This window comes from Micromonospora sp. CNZ303, assembly GCF_004345505.1.
Genome location: NZ_SLVT01000004.1, coordinates 304,736 through 321,552, shown reverse-complemented (window position 1 = coordinate 321,552; position 16,817 = coordinate 304,736). Strand labels below are relative to the sequence as shown.

The window sequence follows — 16,817 nt, the reverse complement described above, 5'->3', positions numbered from 1 at the left end:
GCGCTCGGCGCTCGGCGCTCGGCGCTCGGCGCTCGGCGCTCGGCGCTCGGCGCTCGGCGCTCGGCGCTCGGCGCTCGGCGCTCGGCGCTCGGCGCTCGGCGCCGGATCTTGGTAGAAAAGTGCCCCCCGAGGGGCGCTTCGGTACCAAGATCTCGCCGCGTCGCGGACGCGGACGCGGTTGCGGACGCGGGCGCGGTTGCGGACGTGTTCGCGGTTGCGGGCGCGGGCGGGCGCTGGCGTAGGGTCCGGCCGTGGACCTGCTCCGGCACCTGCGGCACTTCGTGGTGGTCGCCGACGAGCTGCACTTCGGGCGGGCCGCCGAACGGCTCGGCATGGCCCAGCCGCCGCTCAGCCAGTCGGTGCAGCGCCTGGAGCGGGAGTTGGCGGTCGAGCTGTTCGACCGGTCCCGGCGGCAGGTGCGGCTGACCACCGCCGGCCAGTTGCTCCTCGGCGAGGCCGAGGAACTGCTGGCCGGGGAGGGCCGGCTGCGCAACCTGATGCGGCAGGTGCGCGACGGGGTGTCGGGGGTGCTCCGGGCGGGGGTGCCGCCGGAGACACCCGCCGTGACCCTGCGCGAGCTGCTCGACCGGCTGGCCGAGCGCGCCCCCGGGCTCGACGTGGACCTGCACGAGCTGACCAGCGGCGAGCAGGAGCGGATGCTCAGCGAGGGGCGGCTGGACGTCGGCCTGCTGCACCATCCCGTCACCGACGAGGGGCTGCGCCTCGGCGCCGCCGTCGACGTACCGCTGGGGGTGCTGTTGCCGCGCGCCTCGGCGCTGGCCCGCAGCCGGGAGGTCGAGCTGGCGGCGCTGGCCGGACTGGACCTGGTGACCGCGCCCCGGGCCACCGCGCCCGGCTGGCACGACCACCTGCTGGAGGTCTGCCGCCGGCACGGGTTCACGCCGGGGCGGGTCCGCCCGGCGCGGAACCCGGAGTTCCTCTTCGGGCTGGTGCTGGCGGGCGGCGGGGTCGCCGTCGAGCCGGCGGCGACGGCGCGCCGGGAGCCCCGGATCGCCTGGCGGCCGGTGGCCGGGTCGCCGCTGGTCCGGCGCACCTCGGCGGCCTGGCCGCGCCGGGCCGCGCACCCGGCCGCGCCGATGTTCGGGCAGCTCGCGGCGGAGGTGCTGGCCGACGGGTCGGAGCCCCCGGCACCGCCGCCCGGGCCGGCGCCCCGTCCCTGGCCGGTGCTCTTCGACGAGCCGGCCTGACCACCGGTGCGAAGGCCCCGATCAGGGGTACGCCACAGGGCGGCATCCCGGCGTGGAAACGGGTTCCGCGCACCGGCGCGCCCGGTCACCGCGCCGGCCCTCCCCTCCCCTGGCGCCCGGGGCGGCACCCGCCGCCGGCATCGGGCCCCGCCAGTTCCGATCTGGCGGGGCGCTGGCCGCCGTCTCGCGCCCGACGGGTGGAACCGGAGCCGGGAGGGGGAGCCATGACGCCACTGCGCCTCGCCGTGATCATCGGCAGCACCCGGGAGGGGCGGGCGGGCGACCGGATCGGCCGCTGGTTCGTCGACCGGGCACGGCGGCGCGACGAGGTGGCGGTGACTGTCGTCGACCTCGCCGACCACGACCTCCCCGCGAGCTGCCCGGCTGAGCCGACTCCCGCGATCGGCTCGTTCGTCGCGCAGGTCGCGCGGGCGGAGGCGTTCGTCGTGGTCACCCCCGAGTACAACCACAGCTTCCCGGGCTCGTTGAAACAGGCGATCGACCACGCGTACGACGAGTGGCAGGCCAAGCCGGTCGGCTTCGTGTCGTACGGGTGCGGTTCCATCGGCCTGCACGCGGCCGACCAGCTCCGGACGGTCTTCACCGCACTGCACACGGTCACGATGCGCGACATCGTCGGTGTCGACCTGCTCGACGGCGCGCCGTCACCCCCGACGGCCGACCGGTGCGAGCGGGCCGCCGACGTCCTGCTCGACCAGCTCCACTGGTGGGGCCTGGCCCTGCGCGAGGGTCGCGCCGCGCGCCCGTACGTCTCCTGAACGTGTGACACCTGAGGAAGGTAGGGAGCATGACACGCACCACCGGCCTGGCCATCGAGGCCGAGGGCCTGACCCGGTCGTTCGGGGCCACCCGGGCGCTCGCCGGCATGGACCTCCAGGTCCCCGCCGGCACCGTCTACGGGCTGCTCGGTCCGAACGGCGCCGGCAAGACCACGGCGGTACGCGTGCTGGCGACGCTGCTGCGCCCCGACGGCGGACGGGCCCGCGTCTTCGGGCACGACGTCGTAACCGAGGCCAACACCGTGCGCGCCCGGATGAGCCTGACCGGCCAGTACGCCTCCGTGGACGAGGACCTGACGGGGCTGGAGAACCTGATGCTCCTCGCCCGCCTGCTCGGGCACCGCAAGCCGGCCGCCCGGGAACGGGCGGAGGGCATGCTCGCCGCGTTCGGCCTGACCGACGCGGCCGACCGGCAGGTCAAGAAGTACTCGGGCGGCATGCGGCGGCGCATCGACATCGCGGCGAGCATCCTCAACACCCCCGACCTGCTGTTCCTCGACGAGCCGACCACGGGGCTGGACCCGCGCAGCCGCAACCAGGTGTGGGAGATCGTCCGGGCCGTCGTGGCACACGGGACGACGGTGCTGCTGACCACGCAGTACCTGGACGAGGCCGACCAGCTCGCCGGCCGCATCGCGGTGGTGGACCACGGCCGGGTGATCGCGGAGGGCACCCCGGGCGAGCTGAAGTCCTCGGTCGGCTCCGGCACCGTCCACCTGCGGCTGCGCGACCCCGGGCGGCGGCCGGAGGCGGAGAAGCTGCTCCAGGCGGCGCTCGGCGTGCCGGTGCAGCTCGCACCCGATCCGGTCGCGCTGACCGCGCGGGTCGGCGGCGACGGCAGCGACCTCGACGCCAGCGAGCAGGCGGCCCGCGCGCTCGGGGACCTGGCCCGCGCCGGCATCGTCGTCGACGACTTCTCTCTCGGTCAGCCGAGCCTGGACGAGGTCTTCCTGGCCCTGACCGACCACCCCGCCGTCGCGGTCGACGAGCGGGACGACCAGCTGGAGGCAGCCCGATGACCAACGCCACCACGACCGGGCGGGCCCCGTCCGTCTACGTACCCTCGACGGAGGCGCTCGCCACCGTCCTCGCGCCCGGTGCGCGACCGCCCCGGCCCGGCGCGCTGTCGGCGTCGCTCGCGTTCGGCTGGCGCGCGCTGCTGAAGATCAAGCACGTGCCGGAGCAGCTCTTCGACGTGACGGCGTTCCCGATCATCATGGTGCTGATGTTCACGTACCTGTTCGGCGGCGCCCTCGCCGACAGCCCGCGCGACTACCTCCAGTTCTTCCTGCCCGGGATCATGGTGACGAGCGTCGTGATGATCACCATGTACACCGGGGTCGGGCTGAACACCGACATCGAGAAGGGCGTCTTCGACCGGTTCCGGACGCTGTCGGTCTGGCGGCCCGCCCCGCTGGTCGGCATGATCTTCGGCGACGTGCTGCGGTACGTGCTGGCGGCCGTGGTCATCCTCGGCGTCGGGCTGGTGCTCGGGTTCCGGCCCGACGGCGGGCTGACCGGCGTGCTGGCCGGGATCGGCCTGCTGGTGGTCTTCTCGTTCGCGTTCTCCTGGGTCTGGACGTTCTTCGGGCTCGTCCTGCGCAGCGAGAAGTCCGTGATGGGGGCGAGCATGATGGTGCTGTTCCCGCTGACGTTCCTCAGCAACGTGTTCGTCGAGCCCGCGACGATGCCCGGCTGGCTCCAGGCGTTCGTCAAGGTCAACCCGATCACGCAGCTGGTGGCCTCGGTACGCGCCGTCATGTCGGGAACCTCGGACGCGTCGGCGATCATGTGGACGCTGCTCTGGACCGCCGGGTTCCTGGTGGTCTTCGGCACGCTGACCATGTACCGCTACAACCGCCGCTGATCCTGCAAACGACGGGCACCGCCACGCAGGTGGTGGTGCCCGTCGTCGCGGTGGCCGGCTAGGAGTCGACCCGGACGGTGCTGGCCGCGCCGCCGGCGGCGGTGACGCGTACCTCGGTGGCGTCGGCGGGTAGCAGCGCCGCGCCGCGCCCGGCGTCCTGCCACTCCCCCGCACCGACCCGGTAGCTCAGCGCCGCGCCCTCGGCGGCGACGAGCACACCCTGCCCGTCGGGCAGCCGCAGCCGCACCGGCAGCGGCGCGTTCCAGTCGACGAATCCGCTGGCCACCGGCTGGAGGGGCGCGCCGGCGTGGGCGAGCAGGGCGATCGCGCGTGCGGGATCGTCGTCGTACTGGACGCTCTGAAGCAGCAGCTGGCGGTTGTCGGGGGTCGCCCCGTAGACGACCAGGATGGGAGCGGTGCCAGCCCGATGGGTGCCGCCGGGATCGACGTAGGCGGCGAGCGCGTCCGTCTCGTGCACGTTCCTGCCGACCTGCGCGGCGGGATTGTCACCCCACACCCGCTCCGCGCCGGGCAACGTGTAGGTGACCGACCGCGGCTGCGGACTGTCCTTTCGGTCGGCAAAGAGAACGTCGGTCGCGTTGGCGATGCGGACGGCGGTCGTCGCGCTGACCGGCGGCCTGACCAGGGCGACGGTCACCCTGTCGCGCTGCGGCGGCACCGACAGCACTGCGGCCCCGTCCCGGAACGCCACCGGCTGGAAGGTGCGCTCGACCCGGCCGTCGCCGGCGTACGTGAGCGTCGGCGAGAACTCGACCGGCTGCCCGGTGTCGAGCACGACCAGCACGTCGCGTTGCGGCCCGAGCAGCACGGCCGCCGAACTGCCGTCGGTGCCGGCATCGGTCACGGTCTCCCGCGTCATGACCCGCGGCCCCCCGTCGGTGGGCTCGACGAACGCGGCATAGCCGATCATCCGGTGGCCGGGCGGCGTCCACACCTCGCGGGTGGCGGTGGCCCGCTGCGCGACGTAGGCGGCGGGACCGGCCGGCGTGTTTCCCGCCCAGACCACATGCGGCTCGCCCTCGACGTCGGAGCCGGTGTCCCCCGCCCCGTCCCGCCACGCCTGCCGGACCTGCCGCAGATACCTGCCGTCGCCGGCCAGGTCGCCTCGGGTGGGGCCGTCGAACAGCGGCGAGGCGACCTCCGCCGCGGCCCCGCCGTCCGCGAGGTGGAGCGCACCGCCGACGGGCACCGCCACCACGGCCGCGCACACGGCGGCCAGGACGGCACGACGTCGCCGCAACCGGCGACGCCCACCCCGTCGTACGTCGTCGAGCAGGGTCGGCGGGCCGACGAGGTCATCGGTCACCCGACGCAGGACTCCCCGCACGTCACGCTCTTGGATGGTCATCGCGCACTCCCGGTGTGGGTCGGGGCGGACAGGACGAGGCTCGACCCGGCCAGCGCCACCCGGAGGTGGGCGAGGCCCCGGGAGGCGTGGCTCTTCACGGTGCCTTCGGAGCAGCGCAGCGCCCCGGCGACCTCGGCGACCGACAGGTCCTCCAGGTAGCGCAGCACGACGGCGGCGCGCTGCCGGGGCGGCAGGGTACGCAGCGCCGCGACGACCGCCTGGCGCAGCGCGATGTCGTCGGCGTGGTCCCGGGCGACCCCGTCGTTGTCGCCCAACGCCTGCTCCGGCCGCCGGGACCGCCACCGCCACCGGTTGATCGACCGGTTCACCAGGGCCCGCCGGGCGTACGCCTCCGGTGAGGTGCGCAACCGGCGCCAACGCACGTACATCTGCTCCAGCACCTCCTGGAGCAGGTCCTCGGCCGCGTGCCGGTCGCCGGTCAGCAGGTAGGCCACCCGCAACAGCGCCACCGACCGGGTACGGACGAAGTCGTCGAACTCCGTGGCATGCGCCTCTCGCATCTGGCCCCTCCCGGGTCTCTCAGTCAGCAAGACACCGCGGGAAGCTGCGGGGTTTACCGGCGCTCGCCGACGACGAGCGACCGGTGCCCGGGGGCTAGAGGCGCCAGGGCGGTGGCTCGGGCGGGAGGTAGCGGCAGGTGCTGCCCGTGGAGACGGTGTCGCGCAGGTGGGCGGCGAGGCCCGGGTGGCGCTGGTCGAGCTTGCGCAGCGCGTCCCGGATGCGGGCGGTGACCGTCTTGCGGGCCCGCTCGGCCTCGTCACCCAGGCGTCGGCTGCGGCCGGCCAGCCCGGCGGCGGCGCGCAACTCGGCGAGCAGGGCGCCGCGCTCGGCGTCGAGGTCGGCCAACCTCCGCTCGTCGCCGCGTTCGGCGGCCCGGTCGATCTCGTCGTCGAGCCGTTCCAGGTGCCGCCGGTAGCGGGCCTTGGCCTCGTCGTCGAGGACCGGGTCGCCGCCCATCCGGCGGGCCGCGACGAGTTCCGGCCCGGCGGCCGGGTCGAGCAACTCGACCGCCGGGACGTCGACGCCCGGCCGGCTGAGCAGCACGTGCAGGTCGCGCAGCCCCTTCGCGTCGGGCAGGTGCACCACCACGCCGGCGTAGGCGAGCTGCCAGACGGGCCCGTCGCGGCGGAACCCGTACGCCTGGCCCGCCTGCCGCCCCATGGCGGACGGGTGCGGCCCGGCGGCGACCGCCGGCACGCCGGGCGCCCCGGTCCCCACCGCCGGCACGCCGGGCGGCCCGGCGGTGACGGCCCGCGCCGGAGCTGGGCCGGCGGCCGGAGCGACGGCCGACGCCGGGCGCGGACCGGCGACCCCGGCGACGACCCCCGGCCAGCCGGCGGGCGACGCCTCGGCCCCCGTCGACGGCGCGCCGGCCAGGCGGCGGGCCGTCGAGTGCATGCCGAGGTCGTCGGCGTCGCGGGCGGTGGTGGCGCGCAGCGCGGCGGCGGACGCCGCGTCGCCGGGACGGTCCCGCCCGGTCAGCGCGTCGGCCAGCGCGGCGCGGGCGAGGACCGACCACGGGCGGGCGCCCAGCCGGTCGGCGGAGTCGCGGGCGGCGCAGAAGCCGGTCACCGCGTCGTCCCAGCGTTCCTGCGCGGCGTCGACGAGGGCCAGCCAGTGGTCGACGGGGCCGCTGAGGTCGCAGCCGAACATCGCCGACATCCACTGCCCGCGGTGCGGTCGCAGCGCGTCGCGGGCCTCGGCGCAGCGCCGGGGGTCGCGACTGACGGCGGCGACCCCGGCGCGCAGCCGCAGCCACAGGGGCGACATCGATCCCGGGTACGTCGTGCCGGCGGACTCGATGCCGGCGACCACCCGTCGGGCCGTCTCGACGTCGCCGCGCTCGGCCGCGGTGATGCCCCGGACGAGTTCCGGATGGGGGTAGCCGGTCGAGGGCAGCTCGTCGAGCAGGGCGTCGACCTCGTCGGCCCGGCCCTGCAGATGCAGCCGCGACCAGCGCAGGTGGTGGCCCATGAAGGCGAAGTCGGAGTGGTCCCACTCGGTGAGGGCGGTCAGCTCGCCGACCAGTTCGTCGGACCGGGCGAAGTCGCCTCGGAAGGCCGCGACGATGGCGTCGTCCATCGTGGCGGCCGCCCGGTACCGGGCGTCGCCCTGGCGGGCGCCGGTGACGAAGGTGGCGAGTTCGTCCTGGTAGCGGGGGTCGCCCAGCTCCAGCAGGGCGACCCAGCGCAGCGCGGTCGCCCAGAGCGCCGTCTCCCGGTCGCCACCGCGGCGCGCCACGTCCCGGATCTCGGCGGTGATCGCGGCCCGGTCGCGGGCCGAGCCCAGCCCCCAGGTGGTGTCGTGGCGGGCCCACAGGCTGAAGGTGAGCGCCTCGTCGTCGTGCCCCCGCCGGGCCAGGGACTCCGTGGCGGCGATCAGGTCGGCGACCATCGTGCCGACCGGCACGGCGCCCGCGGACCCGCCGATCAACCGCCGGTACGCCTCCCGCAGCACGCCCTCCGGGTCGTCGAGCCGCCCGGGGCCGTCGGCGTGGCGGCGGTGGACGACGAGGGCGACCCGGGCCAGCACCACCGGATCGTCGGCCGCCACGGCCAGCGTGGTGGCCTCGGCGAGCAGCCGCCGGGCCTCGTCGCCCACGCCCGAGTGGTGCAGCAGCTCGCCCAGCTCGATCATGATCTTCACGCGTCGGGCCGGGTCGTCGGCGACGTCGAGCGCCCGGCGGAAGTGGACCACCGACTCGTCGATGGCCAGCCGGCCGGTCGCGGCGCGGGCCGCGGCGACCAGCAGTTCGGCGGCGCGGGACGGGTCGAGGTGGGCGCCGGCGAGGTGGGCGTGCCGGGCCAGGTCGGCGGGGATCAGCCGCTCGGCGAGCGCCGGCGCGCCGTCGACGGCCCGGACGACCGCCGCGTGCCGGGAGCGCCGGTCGTCGTCGGGCAGCGCGTCGTAGAGGGTCTCCCGCACGAGGTCGTGGACGAAGGCGAAGCGGCCGCCGCCACGGGACACCACGAGCCGGGCGGTCACCGCCCGGTCGAGCAGCCGGTCGGCCTGCGCCGCCGGGGTGCCCGCGCAGGCGGCGAGGACCGGCCGGTGGAACTCCCGGCCCAGCACGGCGGCGGCGGTGAGCGCCTCGACGACCGCCGCCGGCAACTGGGCGAGGCGGCCCCGCACCGCCTCCCGTACGCCCGGGGGGATCGTGCCGATCCGGCCGTCGGCACGCCAGATCCGGGCGGTCTGCTCCACGAAGAACGGGTTGCCGCCGGTGCGCCGGTGCACCTCGTCGAGGAGGTCGGCGTCGGGTGCCCGGCCGGCCGCCCGGGTCATCAGCGCGGCCACCTCGTCGCGGGACAGGCCGGTGAGGGTGAGCGTGGTCGCCTTCGCCACCAGCGGCATCAGCAGCCCGCGCAGCGGGTGCTCGGGTGACTCGACCTCGGCGTCGCGGTAGGTGCCGATGAGCAGCAGCCGCTCGAACCAGGTGTGCTGGGCGGCGAAGCGCAGCAGCCGCATCGAGGCGGGATCGGCCCAGTGCAGGTCGTCGAGCACGACCACGACCGGCCGGCGCTGGGACACCGCGACCAGCGCGGTGGTCACCGCGTCGTGCAGCGCGAACTCCTCCTGGTCCACGCGGTCGTCACCGCTCCGAGGGCCGGCCACCTCGCCGACCGCACGCGGGTCGCCGTCGACCGCACTGGCATCGCCGTCGATCGCCCCGGCGTCGCCGTCCGCCGGCTCCCCGGCGGTGCCGCCGGCCGCCTCGCCGAGCAGCGCCGCCAGGGCCGGCTCGGCCGACTCCCGGGCCAACGCCCAGTCGTCGGTCGAGCGGCGCAGGCCGCGCAGCACCTGCACCCAGGGCCAGTAGCCGGGGGCGCTGTCGGAATCCCAGCAGGCCGCGCCGAGCACCAGCGCGCCTCGGCGGCGGGCCTCGCCGGCCGCCGCCGTGACCAGCGTCGTCTTGCCGATCCCGGGCTCCCCGGCGACGAGGACCAGACCGCCGTGGCTGGTGGTCACCCGGTCGATCTCGGCGCGCAGCAGACCCGCGGGATGCTCCCGCCCGATGACGTCCCCGTCGTGCCGCGGATCCATGACGCCCAGACCGTAGCGGAACGGTGGGACATCGCGAGCGCTTTACGCGCGGCGACGCCGCCGCCCGGCCCGTGTGCGCGGGTCCGCCCGGTGGGCGGAACCGCGCACGCCCGGTGGGCGGAACCGCGCACGCCCGGTGGGCGGAACCGCGCACGCCCGGTGGGCGGAACCGCGCACGCCCGGTGGGCGGAACCGCGCACGAACAGGCGGGCGGTCGGTGCTCAGCGGGCGTCGGTGACCACGTGGGAGCAGGCGGCGCAGGCGGCCCGGCCCTGCTCCGCGTACCACCGGCAGGTCCGGCGGATCGCGCAGCGCGGCAGGTCGTCCTCCGCCGGACCGGCGACCTCCTGGAAGGACGCCGCCACCCGTTCGCCGAGGCCGCAGTGCGCGCCGGTCCAGAAGCCGCACTTCGACGTGACGCACGGGCCGGCCAGCCGGTACCGGGACTCGACCGGCGTGTCCGTGCCGGCCTGGGCGAGGGCGACCTCGGCGGGGAGCGGAGGCGTCACGTAGGCGACCCGCCCCGCCGGAGTGATCATGCCGAGGAACACCGTGGCGTTGGCCGCGGGGGTGCTCGGGCACATCCGCTCCGGCGGGTCCGGCCGGTGGGCGGTGTCCGTCACCGCTGCATCCAGAAGCCGATGTCGTTGATCTTCTGGCCCAGCTCCTCGGCGAACGGGCCGTCGATGACCCACAGGCCGTACCACTCGGGGCGGAGCTTGATGTTGGCGTGCCCGACGGCGAGCGGGTTGGTCAGCCTCTTGCCGGCGGTGGAGAGGGCGTTGAGGCCCGCCTTCTGGATCTCGCTCGCGATCAGGCTCTGCTGTTCGACGGTCAGGTCGACGCCGTCGACGACGAAACGGAACTCGCTGCGTGCCATGTCCTACCTCCGATGGTCAGTACGAATCGGTCCGCAGCCCGCGCCGCAGACTCGCCCTGGTGAATGCCGCCCAGCCGGAGCGGGAGGTGGGGTCGCCCCCGTGCCCGGCCCGGCTCAGGTGCTCGCGCCAGTCGGTCGCGTCGGCGGCGCGCAGCCCCCACAGCTCCCGGCAGGCGGTGGTCGCGAACGCCACCTGTCCGGCCGAGCCGGTCCAGCCGGCGGGGCCGTCGGCCACCCGCAGCGCACCGCCCGCCTCGACACGTACGGACGGGAAGTGGTGGTGCAGGCTGGCGAGGGTGGCCAGGTGGGCGGCGTCCGGGCGCCCGGCGGCGAAGGCGTCCCGCGTCTCGTCGTCCCGGGTGACCCGGATGGCGTGCAGCGTGAACGCGTCGCCGTCGCCACCGACCTGGCCCTCGACCTCCGTCGGGGTGCTCCAGATCCGGGGCGAGTTGGCCGACCAGAAGGCCAGCCAGGCGTCGAGGCGTTCGTGGAAGTCCGCCTGGAAGCGGGCCGGTCCGCCGGCGAGGCGGGCAGTGGCGATCCGGTCCCGGGCGACGGGACGCCGGGCCGGTCCTGCCGGGGACGCTGCCCCGGCGGGTGGCGCGGCGTGTGCGGCGCTGGCTCCGGCGACGGTGGCCGCCGAGGCCGCGGCGGCGCCGAGCAGGATCCGGCGCCGGGAAAGTGGGGAATGGGATTCGTTCATGGCCCGCCTTTCATGGACGGCCTTTGCCACGACACGCTATCGACAGATGTAGATCAAAAGAGGCGTCGCTCTATCGGTCAACCGACATGAAAACCGATGATCGACGGCGGCGGAATTCCGCGCACTGTGCACCGCGCCCCCGCCGGCCGGACGGCCACCTAACGATTGATAAGCATCCATCGGCACTCGTAACATCGTCACCATGCGTGCCCGTCGCGTCACCCTCGCCGTCGTCCTTGCCGCGCTGCTGAGCCCGTTCGCCGTCGGCGCCGCGCGGGCGGACGACGCCCCGGCGCTCACCACACCCGGCAGCCCCGTCGTCGTGGTCGACGAGCCCCACCGCCTCACCCTCTCCTGGACGCCCTCGACCTGGGCGGGCGAGCCGGCCGGCGAGGAACCCATCACGTACGAGGTGCGGGCGCGGCTGGGCCCGTACGTCTACCGGAGCCTCGGCAGCACCACCGCCACCACCCTGACGCTGACCAACCTGGCGCCGGGCAGCGAATACCAGCTCGTCGTCAGCGCCTACACCCTCGGCGGCTACTCCGACCCCTCCCCCGTCACCCCGGTCCGCACCGCGTACGGGCGGGCCAAGGTCAGCTACCTCAACCTCGACTGGTCGCCGACGGACAACCAGATCCAGCACGTCCTGAAGGTCACCAACACCGGCACCGGGCCGCTCGACCTCACCGCCGTGCGGGTGCGCTACCACCTGACCTTCGAGGGCGGCGACACCTCGCTGGTGCCGAACTGCGACTGGGCGGCGCTGGGCTGCGACCGGATCCGCCGCGACGTGACGTACTTCCCGCCGCCCCTGCCGCCCGGCGGCCCGGCGACGCCGACACCCACCCCGACGCCGACGCGGTACCCGCTGCCGGGCACGCCGGTCCCCGGCTGGGTGGAGCTGACCTTCACCGGGGGCGTCCTCGCCCCGGGTGTGTCGTCCGGGCCGATCCAGCTGCGCCACCACCGGCCCGGGTGGACCGACATCGACGAGCGCGACGACCCGAGCTGGCGCGCCGCCACCGGCCAGTGGACCGACAACAGCCGGATCACCCTGGACGTCGACGGCGTGCGCGAGTTCGGCGACACGTTCGCCTGACGAACACCGGCCGGTGGCACCACCCGCGGCACCACCGGCCGGCGCCGGGTGACTACGCCGTCGCGCAGATGGCGTACGCGGTGCTGGTCCAGTTGCCGGTGAACGTGTCCTCCTCGTACGCGCCGACGGTGGCGGTGGCCGGCGCGGCGGCCGGGCCGCCATTGGGGCGGAAGTCGTCGACCACGGCCTCGCCGGTCACGCCGTTCAGCTCGTAGCCGGCCCCGGTGAGCACCTTCCCGAGCGGGCAGGCCGCGGCGACGCTGTGGAAGTCGTTCGAGTCACTGGGGCTCACCGCGGCGATGCGGGCCAGGCCCGCCAGAGGGTTGGCGCAGATCGCGTACGCCGTCGCGGACCAGTTGCCGGCGAAGGCGTCGGCCTCGTACGCGCCCACGAAGACCGAGGTCGGCGCGGCGGCCGGGCCGCCGTTGGGGCGGAAGTCGTCGACCACGCCCTCCCCGGTGACGCCGTTGAGCTCGTGGCCCGTCCCGGTCAGCACCTTGCCCACCGGGCAGGTCGCCGTGACGCTGCGGAAGTCGGCCGAGTCGCTGACGCTGGTCGCGGCGATCCGCACCAGACCGGCGACGGGATTGGCGCAGATGGCGTACGCGGTGAGGGACCAGTTGCCCGCGAACGCCTCCGCCTCGTACGCCCCGACGGTGACGGCGGTCGGCGCGACGGCCGGGCCGCCGTTGGGGCGAAGGTCGTCGACCACCGCCTCGCCGGTCGCCCCGTTGACCTCGTAGCCCGTCCCGGTCAGCACCTTGCCCACCGGGCAGGTCGCCGTGACACTGCGGAAGTCGTCCGAGTTGCTGGCGCTCGTCGCGGCGATCCGCACGAGGCCGGGAACGGCGGCCGACGCGGGGGCGGCGGGGACGACCACCCCGGCCGCCACGGCGACGCCGAGGATGATGGTGGACGCGTGGGATCGGCGCCGGCGGGCTGCTGGCTGAGCTGACATGTGACTCTCCTGTCTGTCGCCTCGGCGATGACCTCCCGCAGATGTCGGGTTTGACCGGTACGAGGCGTTGCGATTGACGGAGACTCACGCTAGGTAGCCACGCGACCAGGCGTTATCTCCAAATCGACTACGTCGGGTAGTCGACTGATCCCGCCGGGGCCGTAGCACGCCGGCCGAACCCGCCCCGGTCGCCGCACCCCGCCCCGCCGACTTTTCCGACACGCCGACGGGAGCCACCGCCGCGCCCACGCCGAGGGCCGCACGCCGGGCCGCGCGACCGCCGGACGCGGGCGCGGCGACCCACGTCTCCCGGAAATGAACTGCTCCATCGAGCCCCACCAGGCGACCTGAGCTGGGAATCAGCGCGCCGACCCGCCGGTCAGCAATAGGCGCACTTTAATGTAACCCACAGTGTCCGACTGGGCCCTCAATGTGATCTTGCGGTTACCTATGAGTAGGTAAGCGCCCAACCGCGAACATGTGACACGTTCGCCCCGAAAAATGGGCTACTTTGGCGTGGCGCCACACCGGCGCGCGGCCCCAACGGACGACCATCCCGCTCGTCCGCCCCTCTTTCACTCCTCGTGGAAGGTCCAACGACGGACATGGGCGACGGTCCCGACGACCTCGAAAACTACGCGCCGGATACGACAGTCTCGGCTGGACTGCACGCCTGGGCCGGCCACCAGGGCGGCACGTGGCACCGCCCACGCCGAGCCCGCCACCTCAAGGGGTACACCCCCGCGTACCTTTTCACGATCATCCTGAGGTTGCCCGACGGTCCCGGGCGCCATCACGACCAGAAGTTGCTGGTCAAGGTGCTGCCGCCCGACGCCGCCGCCAGGCGGGAACCCGGACGGCACGCGCTGGCGCGGCAGTCCTCCCCCGGATTCGCCGAGCGCCACCTCGTCACCCAGCCCTACCTGCCGTACCCGCTCGATGACAGGCGTCACCTCATGTTCCAGGAGGTCGCCGGCGGCGCGGACGACATGGTGACGCTGCTAGGTCTCGACGAGGAGGAGGTCGTCCTCGTCCTCCGTACGGTGTGCGACCGCGTGCTCAACGACTGGAACGGCGGTAAACACCGCACCGCCACCACCACCGTCACCGCGTACGTCCGGCGGGAACTCGCCGCCCTCGGCGCGTTGGACGACATCCACGACGCGGTCCGCGACCTCGGTCTGCCCGCCGTCGGGGCCCAGTGGCTGGCGCTGGGGGACGGCCGACCGGATCTGCCGCATCCGCTGCGGGCGATCGACGCCCACACGCCGTTCGAAACGTCCGAACTCGACTGCCTGTGCGGCAACTCGCACGGGGACCTACACGGCGGCAACGTCCTCGTGCGGCGCGACGCCGGGAGGCGACTCCTGCCCGGCACCTTCCGCATGGTGGACCTCAACACCTTCGAGGACAACGCCCCGCTGACCCGTGACCTGTCCACCCTGATACTGACGACGGTGCTGCGCCACGTCGAGGGGCTGCCGCACGAGCAGGCGGACGCCCTGGCCAGCCACCTCGTCTCCCCGACCGACAAGCGCCCGCGCTGGCTGCCCCCGGCGCTCGCCGACATCGTGGATGCCGGACACCAGGTGGGCGAGGCGTTCGCCCAGGGCTGGGGCACCGAGTGGCGGGCCCAGTACCTGCTCTCACTGATGTGTCAGGCGCTGACCTGCTGCACCTACGACGACGTCGCGCACACGGCCCGACGGTGGTGTCTCGCGCTGGCGGCGCGGGCGTGGCAGGCGTACCTGGACGAGTTCCCCACGCAGGGCCAGCCGACCGGCGCCGCGTCGCCGGAGAAGACGGGCCGTGACGGATCGACCCCGGTCGCGGTGCGCGAGAACGACCACCGGTCCTGGCAGGACTCGTCGGCGCAGCCCCACCGTCGCGGGCCGCTGGGGCGCCCACGCCTGGACCTGTCCCGGCCGGCGCCGCAGGCGACGTTCTCCGTGGCGGCGCCGACGGCGAAGGGCACGGCCGGCTGGCACAGCGCCGGCCCGGCACCCGCGCCGCGCCTCGAACCGGATCTGGTTCCGCCGCTGAATCCGGATGGCGCGCGCGACGGGTCGGTGTTCCACCCCCGGTCATTCGACGAGAACCCGTTCGGGCCGCCCGCCCGGCCGCCGGCCTCGGGCGCGGGGCTCTTCCGGGTCAGGTCGGCGCCCCGCCAGCTGGTCGTGCACCATGGCCGGCCCGTACCCCGTGCGCGCCCGGCCCCGCCCGGCGAAACCGTGCCCACCGGCCCGGCAGGGGCGACGGCCCGGACGCCCATGTGGATGAAGGTGCTGCTCACCCTGGCCGCGGTCGGCGGGATGTTCACTCCCACTGTCATCCCGCACGTTCCCTCGTTCCTCGGCCGCCGCGAGTCGCCGACGCCGCCCCCGACGAACGATGACCGGTCGTCGGGCTCCGGCGACACGACCGGAGCGGCTGCGAGACGATCGCTGACCGACCTCGCGCAGTCGGTCGCCCGGCTCGCGGAGCCGCGCGTCGAAGGTCCGTACACCTTCGTGTGCTCGCGGGTCTGGTCACCGGAGATCCTGGTGCCCGGCGCCGACGAGCTACGCACCTACCGCGACGAGCGCCTGTGGTGGAACGCCGGCCTGGCCGGCCGCCGGACCGTCAACCAGGTCACCGACGGGCGGCGGGAACCGGACCCGACGGTGGTCCGCTACGGCGAGGGCGACCTCAGCGAGGTGCCGCCCCGGCCCTCGGCCGACCTGGCCGACCTGCGTGACCAGTTCGCGCAGTGGTTGCGCGATCTCCCCCCGGAGCAGCGCAACGCCGCTGGCACTCTCCAGTTCGTCGCGATGCTGAACCGCTACCACCTGCTCGACACGGCCCAACGGGCCGCGCTGCTGCACCACCTGGCCGACACGCCCGGCATCGAGAGACGGGGCAGCTACCCGGACCGTGCCGACCGACCAGGGCTGGCGTTCAGCGCCGACGACCGGCAGGGCCGCCGCGAGACCCTGCTGTTCGACCCTGGCAGCGGCGAGTTGCTCAGCCACGAGACGACCCGGGTGTTCGACGACGCGGTCCTGGGCTATCAACTCTTCCTGGCCCGGGCCCGCACCGACACGGTCTCCGGGCCGGGCTGCGGTTGAGCACGAGGGACGGTGTGGTCAGCGGCAGCGGCGCTCGACGTAGTTCGCCCAGTTCCGGTAGGGGCTGACGTCGCTGCGTACCCGGTTCGACGCGCCGACGTCGAAGAGGCGGGTGCCGTGGTAGTAGAACGAGACGCTCCCACTGCCGAGGTTGTAGTGGGCCGACTCGACGCGGAACTGCCAGTTCCAGATGGAGAGTTCCTGCCACCCGCAGTCGGACAGGCGGCCCCGGGGGTAGCCGTAGTTGGGCCACTCGTAGAAGCAGAACCAGCCCAGCGGGCAGTCGGCCACCCCGTACGTCCCCACCGGGGCGCGCAGGGTGACGACGAACGTGCCACCGCCGTAACTGATCTCGTTGTCGTTGAGCGCAGTGCCGCCGGGGTGGGTCGACAGGTACCGCCGTACCTCCTCCCCGGCGGCGGCCCGCTCACGTACGCCGGCCCAGGCCGACGCGGGGATGGTCACCGCGACCAGGGCGCAGGCGAGCACCGCCGCGAGGGCGGCACGGAAACGGAGTGCACTGACCATTCGACACCTCGCGATGTGGGCGCGCAGGGACGAGCGGCGGAACCGCCGGCCGGGTGGGCCGGCGGGCCGCTGGTCGGGCTACGAGGATCGGTAGCGCCGTGGTCAGAATAGGAATTGCGGGACGCTGATCACCATCGGTGACACGACAGCATTTGCGCACCATGTTGACAACACCCATTTAGTTGTTTTCCAACCGACCCCACATTGTCGTCTGCAAATTCGTTGACGCA

At 74.4% G+C, this 16,817-nt stretch carries 14 protein-coding genes; 6 read left to right on the top strand and 8 right to left on the bottom strand.

What is annotated here, in order from left to right:
* Window positions 1-251: 251 nt before the first annotated feature.
* From EV374_RS09805 to EV374_RS09790, 4 genes are all read left to right on the top strand, one after another.
* Window positions 252-1,208 (top strand): LysR family transcriptional regulator, encoded by a 957-nt coding sequence (locus tag EV374_RS09805; protein WP_132233754.1) that lies wholly within the window; start codon window positions 252-254, stop codon window positions 1,206-1,208.
* 224 nt (window positions 1,209-1,432) lie between these two features.
* On the top strand, window positions 1,433-1,987 hold the full coding sequence (locus EV374_RS09800; RefSeq protein WP_132233752.1) for an NAD(P)H-dependent oxidoreductase: 555 nt from the start codon (window positions 1,433-1,435) through the stop codon (window positions 1,985-1,987).
* Between the two features lie 29 nt (window positions 1,988-2,016).
* Window positions 2,017-3,027, top strand: a complete 1,011-nt coding sequence (locus EV374_RS09795; protein WP_132233750.1) for an ATP-binding cassette domain-containing protein — start codon at window positions 2,017-2,019, stop codon at window positions 3,025-3,027.
* Window positions 3,024-3,875, top strand: a complete 852-nt coding sequence (locus EV374_RS09790; RefSeq protein ID WP_132233748.1) for an ABC transporter permease — start codon at window positions 3,024-3,026, stop codon at window positions 3,873-3,875. The genes EV374_RS09795 and EV374_RS09790 overlap by 4 nt, the downstream gene beginning before the upstream one ends.
* A 58-nt stretch (window positions 3,876-3,933) precedes the next feature.
* Here EV374_RS09790 and EV374_RS09785 read toward each other — a convergent pair whose 3' ends face one another.
* From EV374_RS09785 to EV374_RS09760, 6 genes are all read right to left on the bottom strand, one after another.
* The gene (locus EV374_RS09785) at window positions 3,934-5,244 is read right to left on the bottom strand and encodes a hypothetical protein (protein WP_132233746.1); all 1,311 of its coding nucleotides are present in this window, start codon (window positions 5,242-5,244) and stop codon (window positions 3,934-3,936) included.
* Entirely contained in the window at window positions 5,241-5,765 is a 525-nt protein-coding gene (locus tag EV374_RS09780) for a SigE family RNA polymerase sigma factor (protein ID WP_132233744.1), read from the bottom strand. The genes EV374_RS09785 and EV374_RS09780 overlap by 4 nt, the downstream gene beginning before the upstream one ends.
* A 94-nt stretch (window positions 5,766-5,859) precedes the next feature.
* The gene (locus EV374_RS09775) at window positions 5,860-9,309 is read right to left on the bottom strand and encodes an AAA family ATPase (RefSeq protein WP_132233742.1); all 3,450 of its coding nucleotides are present in this window, start codon (window positions 9,307-9,309) and stop codon (window positions 5,860-5,862) included.
* Between the two features lie 221 nt (window positions 9,310-9,530).
* On the bottom strand, window positions 9,531-9,932 hold the full coding sequence (locus EV374_RS09770; RefSeq protein WP_225852145.1) for a hypothetical protein: 402 nt from the start codon (window positions 9,930-9,932) through the stop codon (window positions 9,531-9,533).
* Window positions 9,929-10,189: a hypothetical protein gene (locus EV374_RS09765; RefSeq protein WP_132233740.1), complete on the bottom strand. Its 261-nt coding sequence runs from the start codon at window positions 10,187-10,189 to the stop codon at window positions 9,929-9,931. Before EV374_RS09765 ends, EV374_RS09770 begins: the two co-directional genes overlap by 4 nt.
* Window positions 10,190-10,205: 16 nt before the next feature.
* Window positions 10,206-10,892, bottom strand: a complete 687-nt coding sequence (locus EV374_RS09760; RefSeq protein WP_132233738.1) for a hypothetical protein — start codon at window positions 10,890-10,892, stop codon at window positions 10,206-10,208.
* A gap of 202 nt (window positions 10,893-11,094) precedes the next feature.
* Between EV374_RS09760 and EV374_RS09755 the strand changes: the two genes are divergently transcribed.
* A complete protein-coding gene (locus tag EV374_RS09755) occupies window positions 11,095-11,994 on the top strand; it encodes a cellulose binding domain-containing protein (protein ID WP_132233736.1) in 900 nt (299 codons plus the stop codon).
* Between the two features lie 52 nt (window positions 11,995-12,046).
* Here EV374_RS09755 and EV374_RS32460 read toward each other — a convergent pair whose 3' ends face one another.
* Window positions 12,047-12,952, bottom strand: a complete 906-nt coding sequence (locus EV374_RS32460; RefSeq protein WP_165947735.1) for a hypothetical protein — start codon at window positions 12,950-12,952, stop codon at window positions 12,047-12,049.
* 770 nt (window positions 12,953-13,722) lie between these two features.
* Here EV374_RS32460 and EV374_RS09745 point away from each other — a divergent pair.
* Window positions 13,723-16,059 (top strand): hypothetical protein, encoded by a 2,337-nt coding sequence (locus EV374_RS09745; protein WP_132233734.1) that lies wholly within the window; start codon window positions 13,723-13,725, stop codon window positions 16,057-16,059.
* Between the two features lie 18 nt (window positions 16,060-16,077).
* On the opposite strand, the gene EV374_RS09740 is transcribed toward EV374_RS09745, so the two are convergent.
* Window positions 16,078-16,587 (bottom strand): hypothetical protein, encoded by a 510-nt coding sequence (locus tag EV374_RS09740; RefSeq protein ID WP_132233732.1) that lies wholly within the window; start codon window positions 16,585-16,587, stop codon window positions 16,078-16,080.
* Window positions 16,588-16,817: the final 230 nt, after the last annotated feature.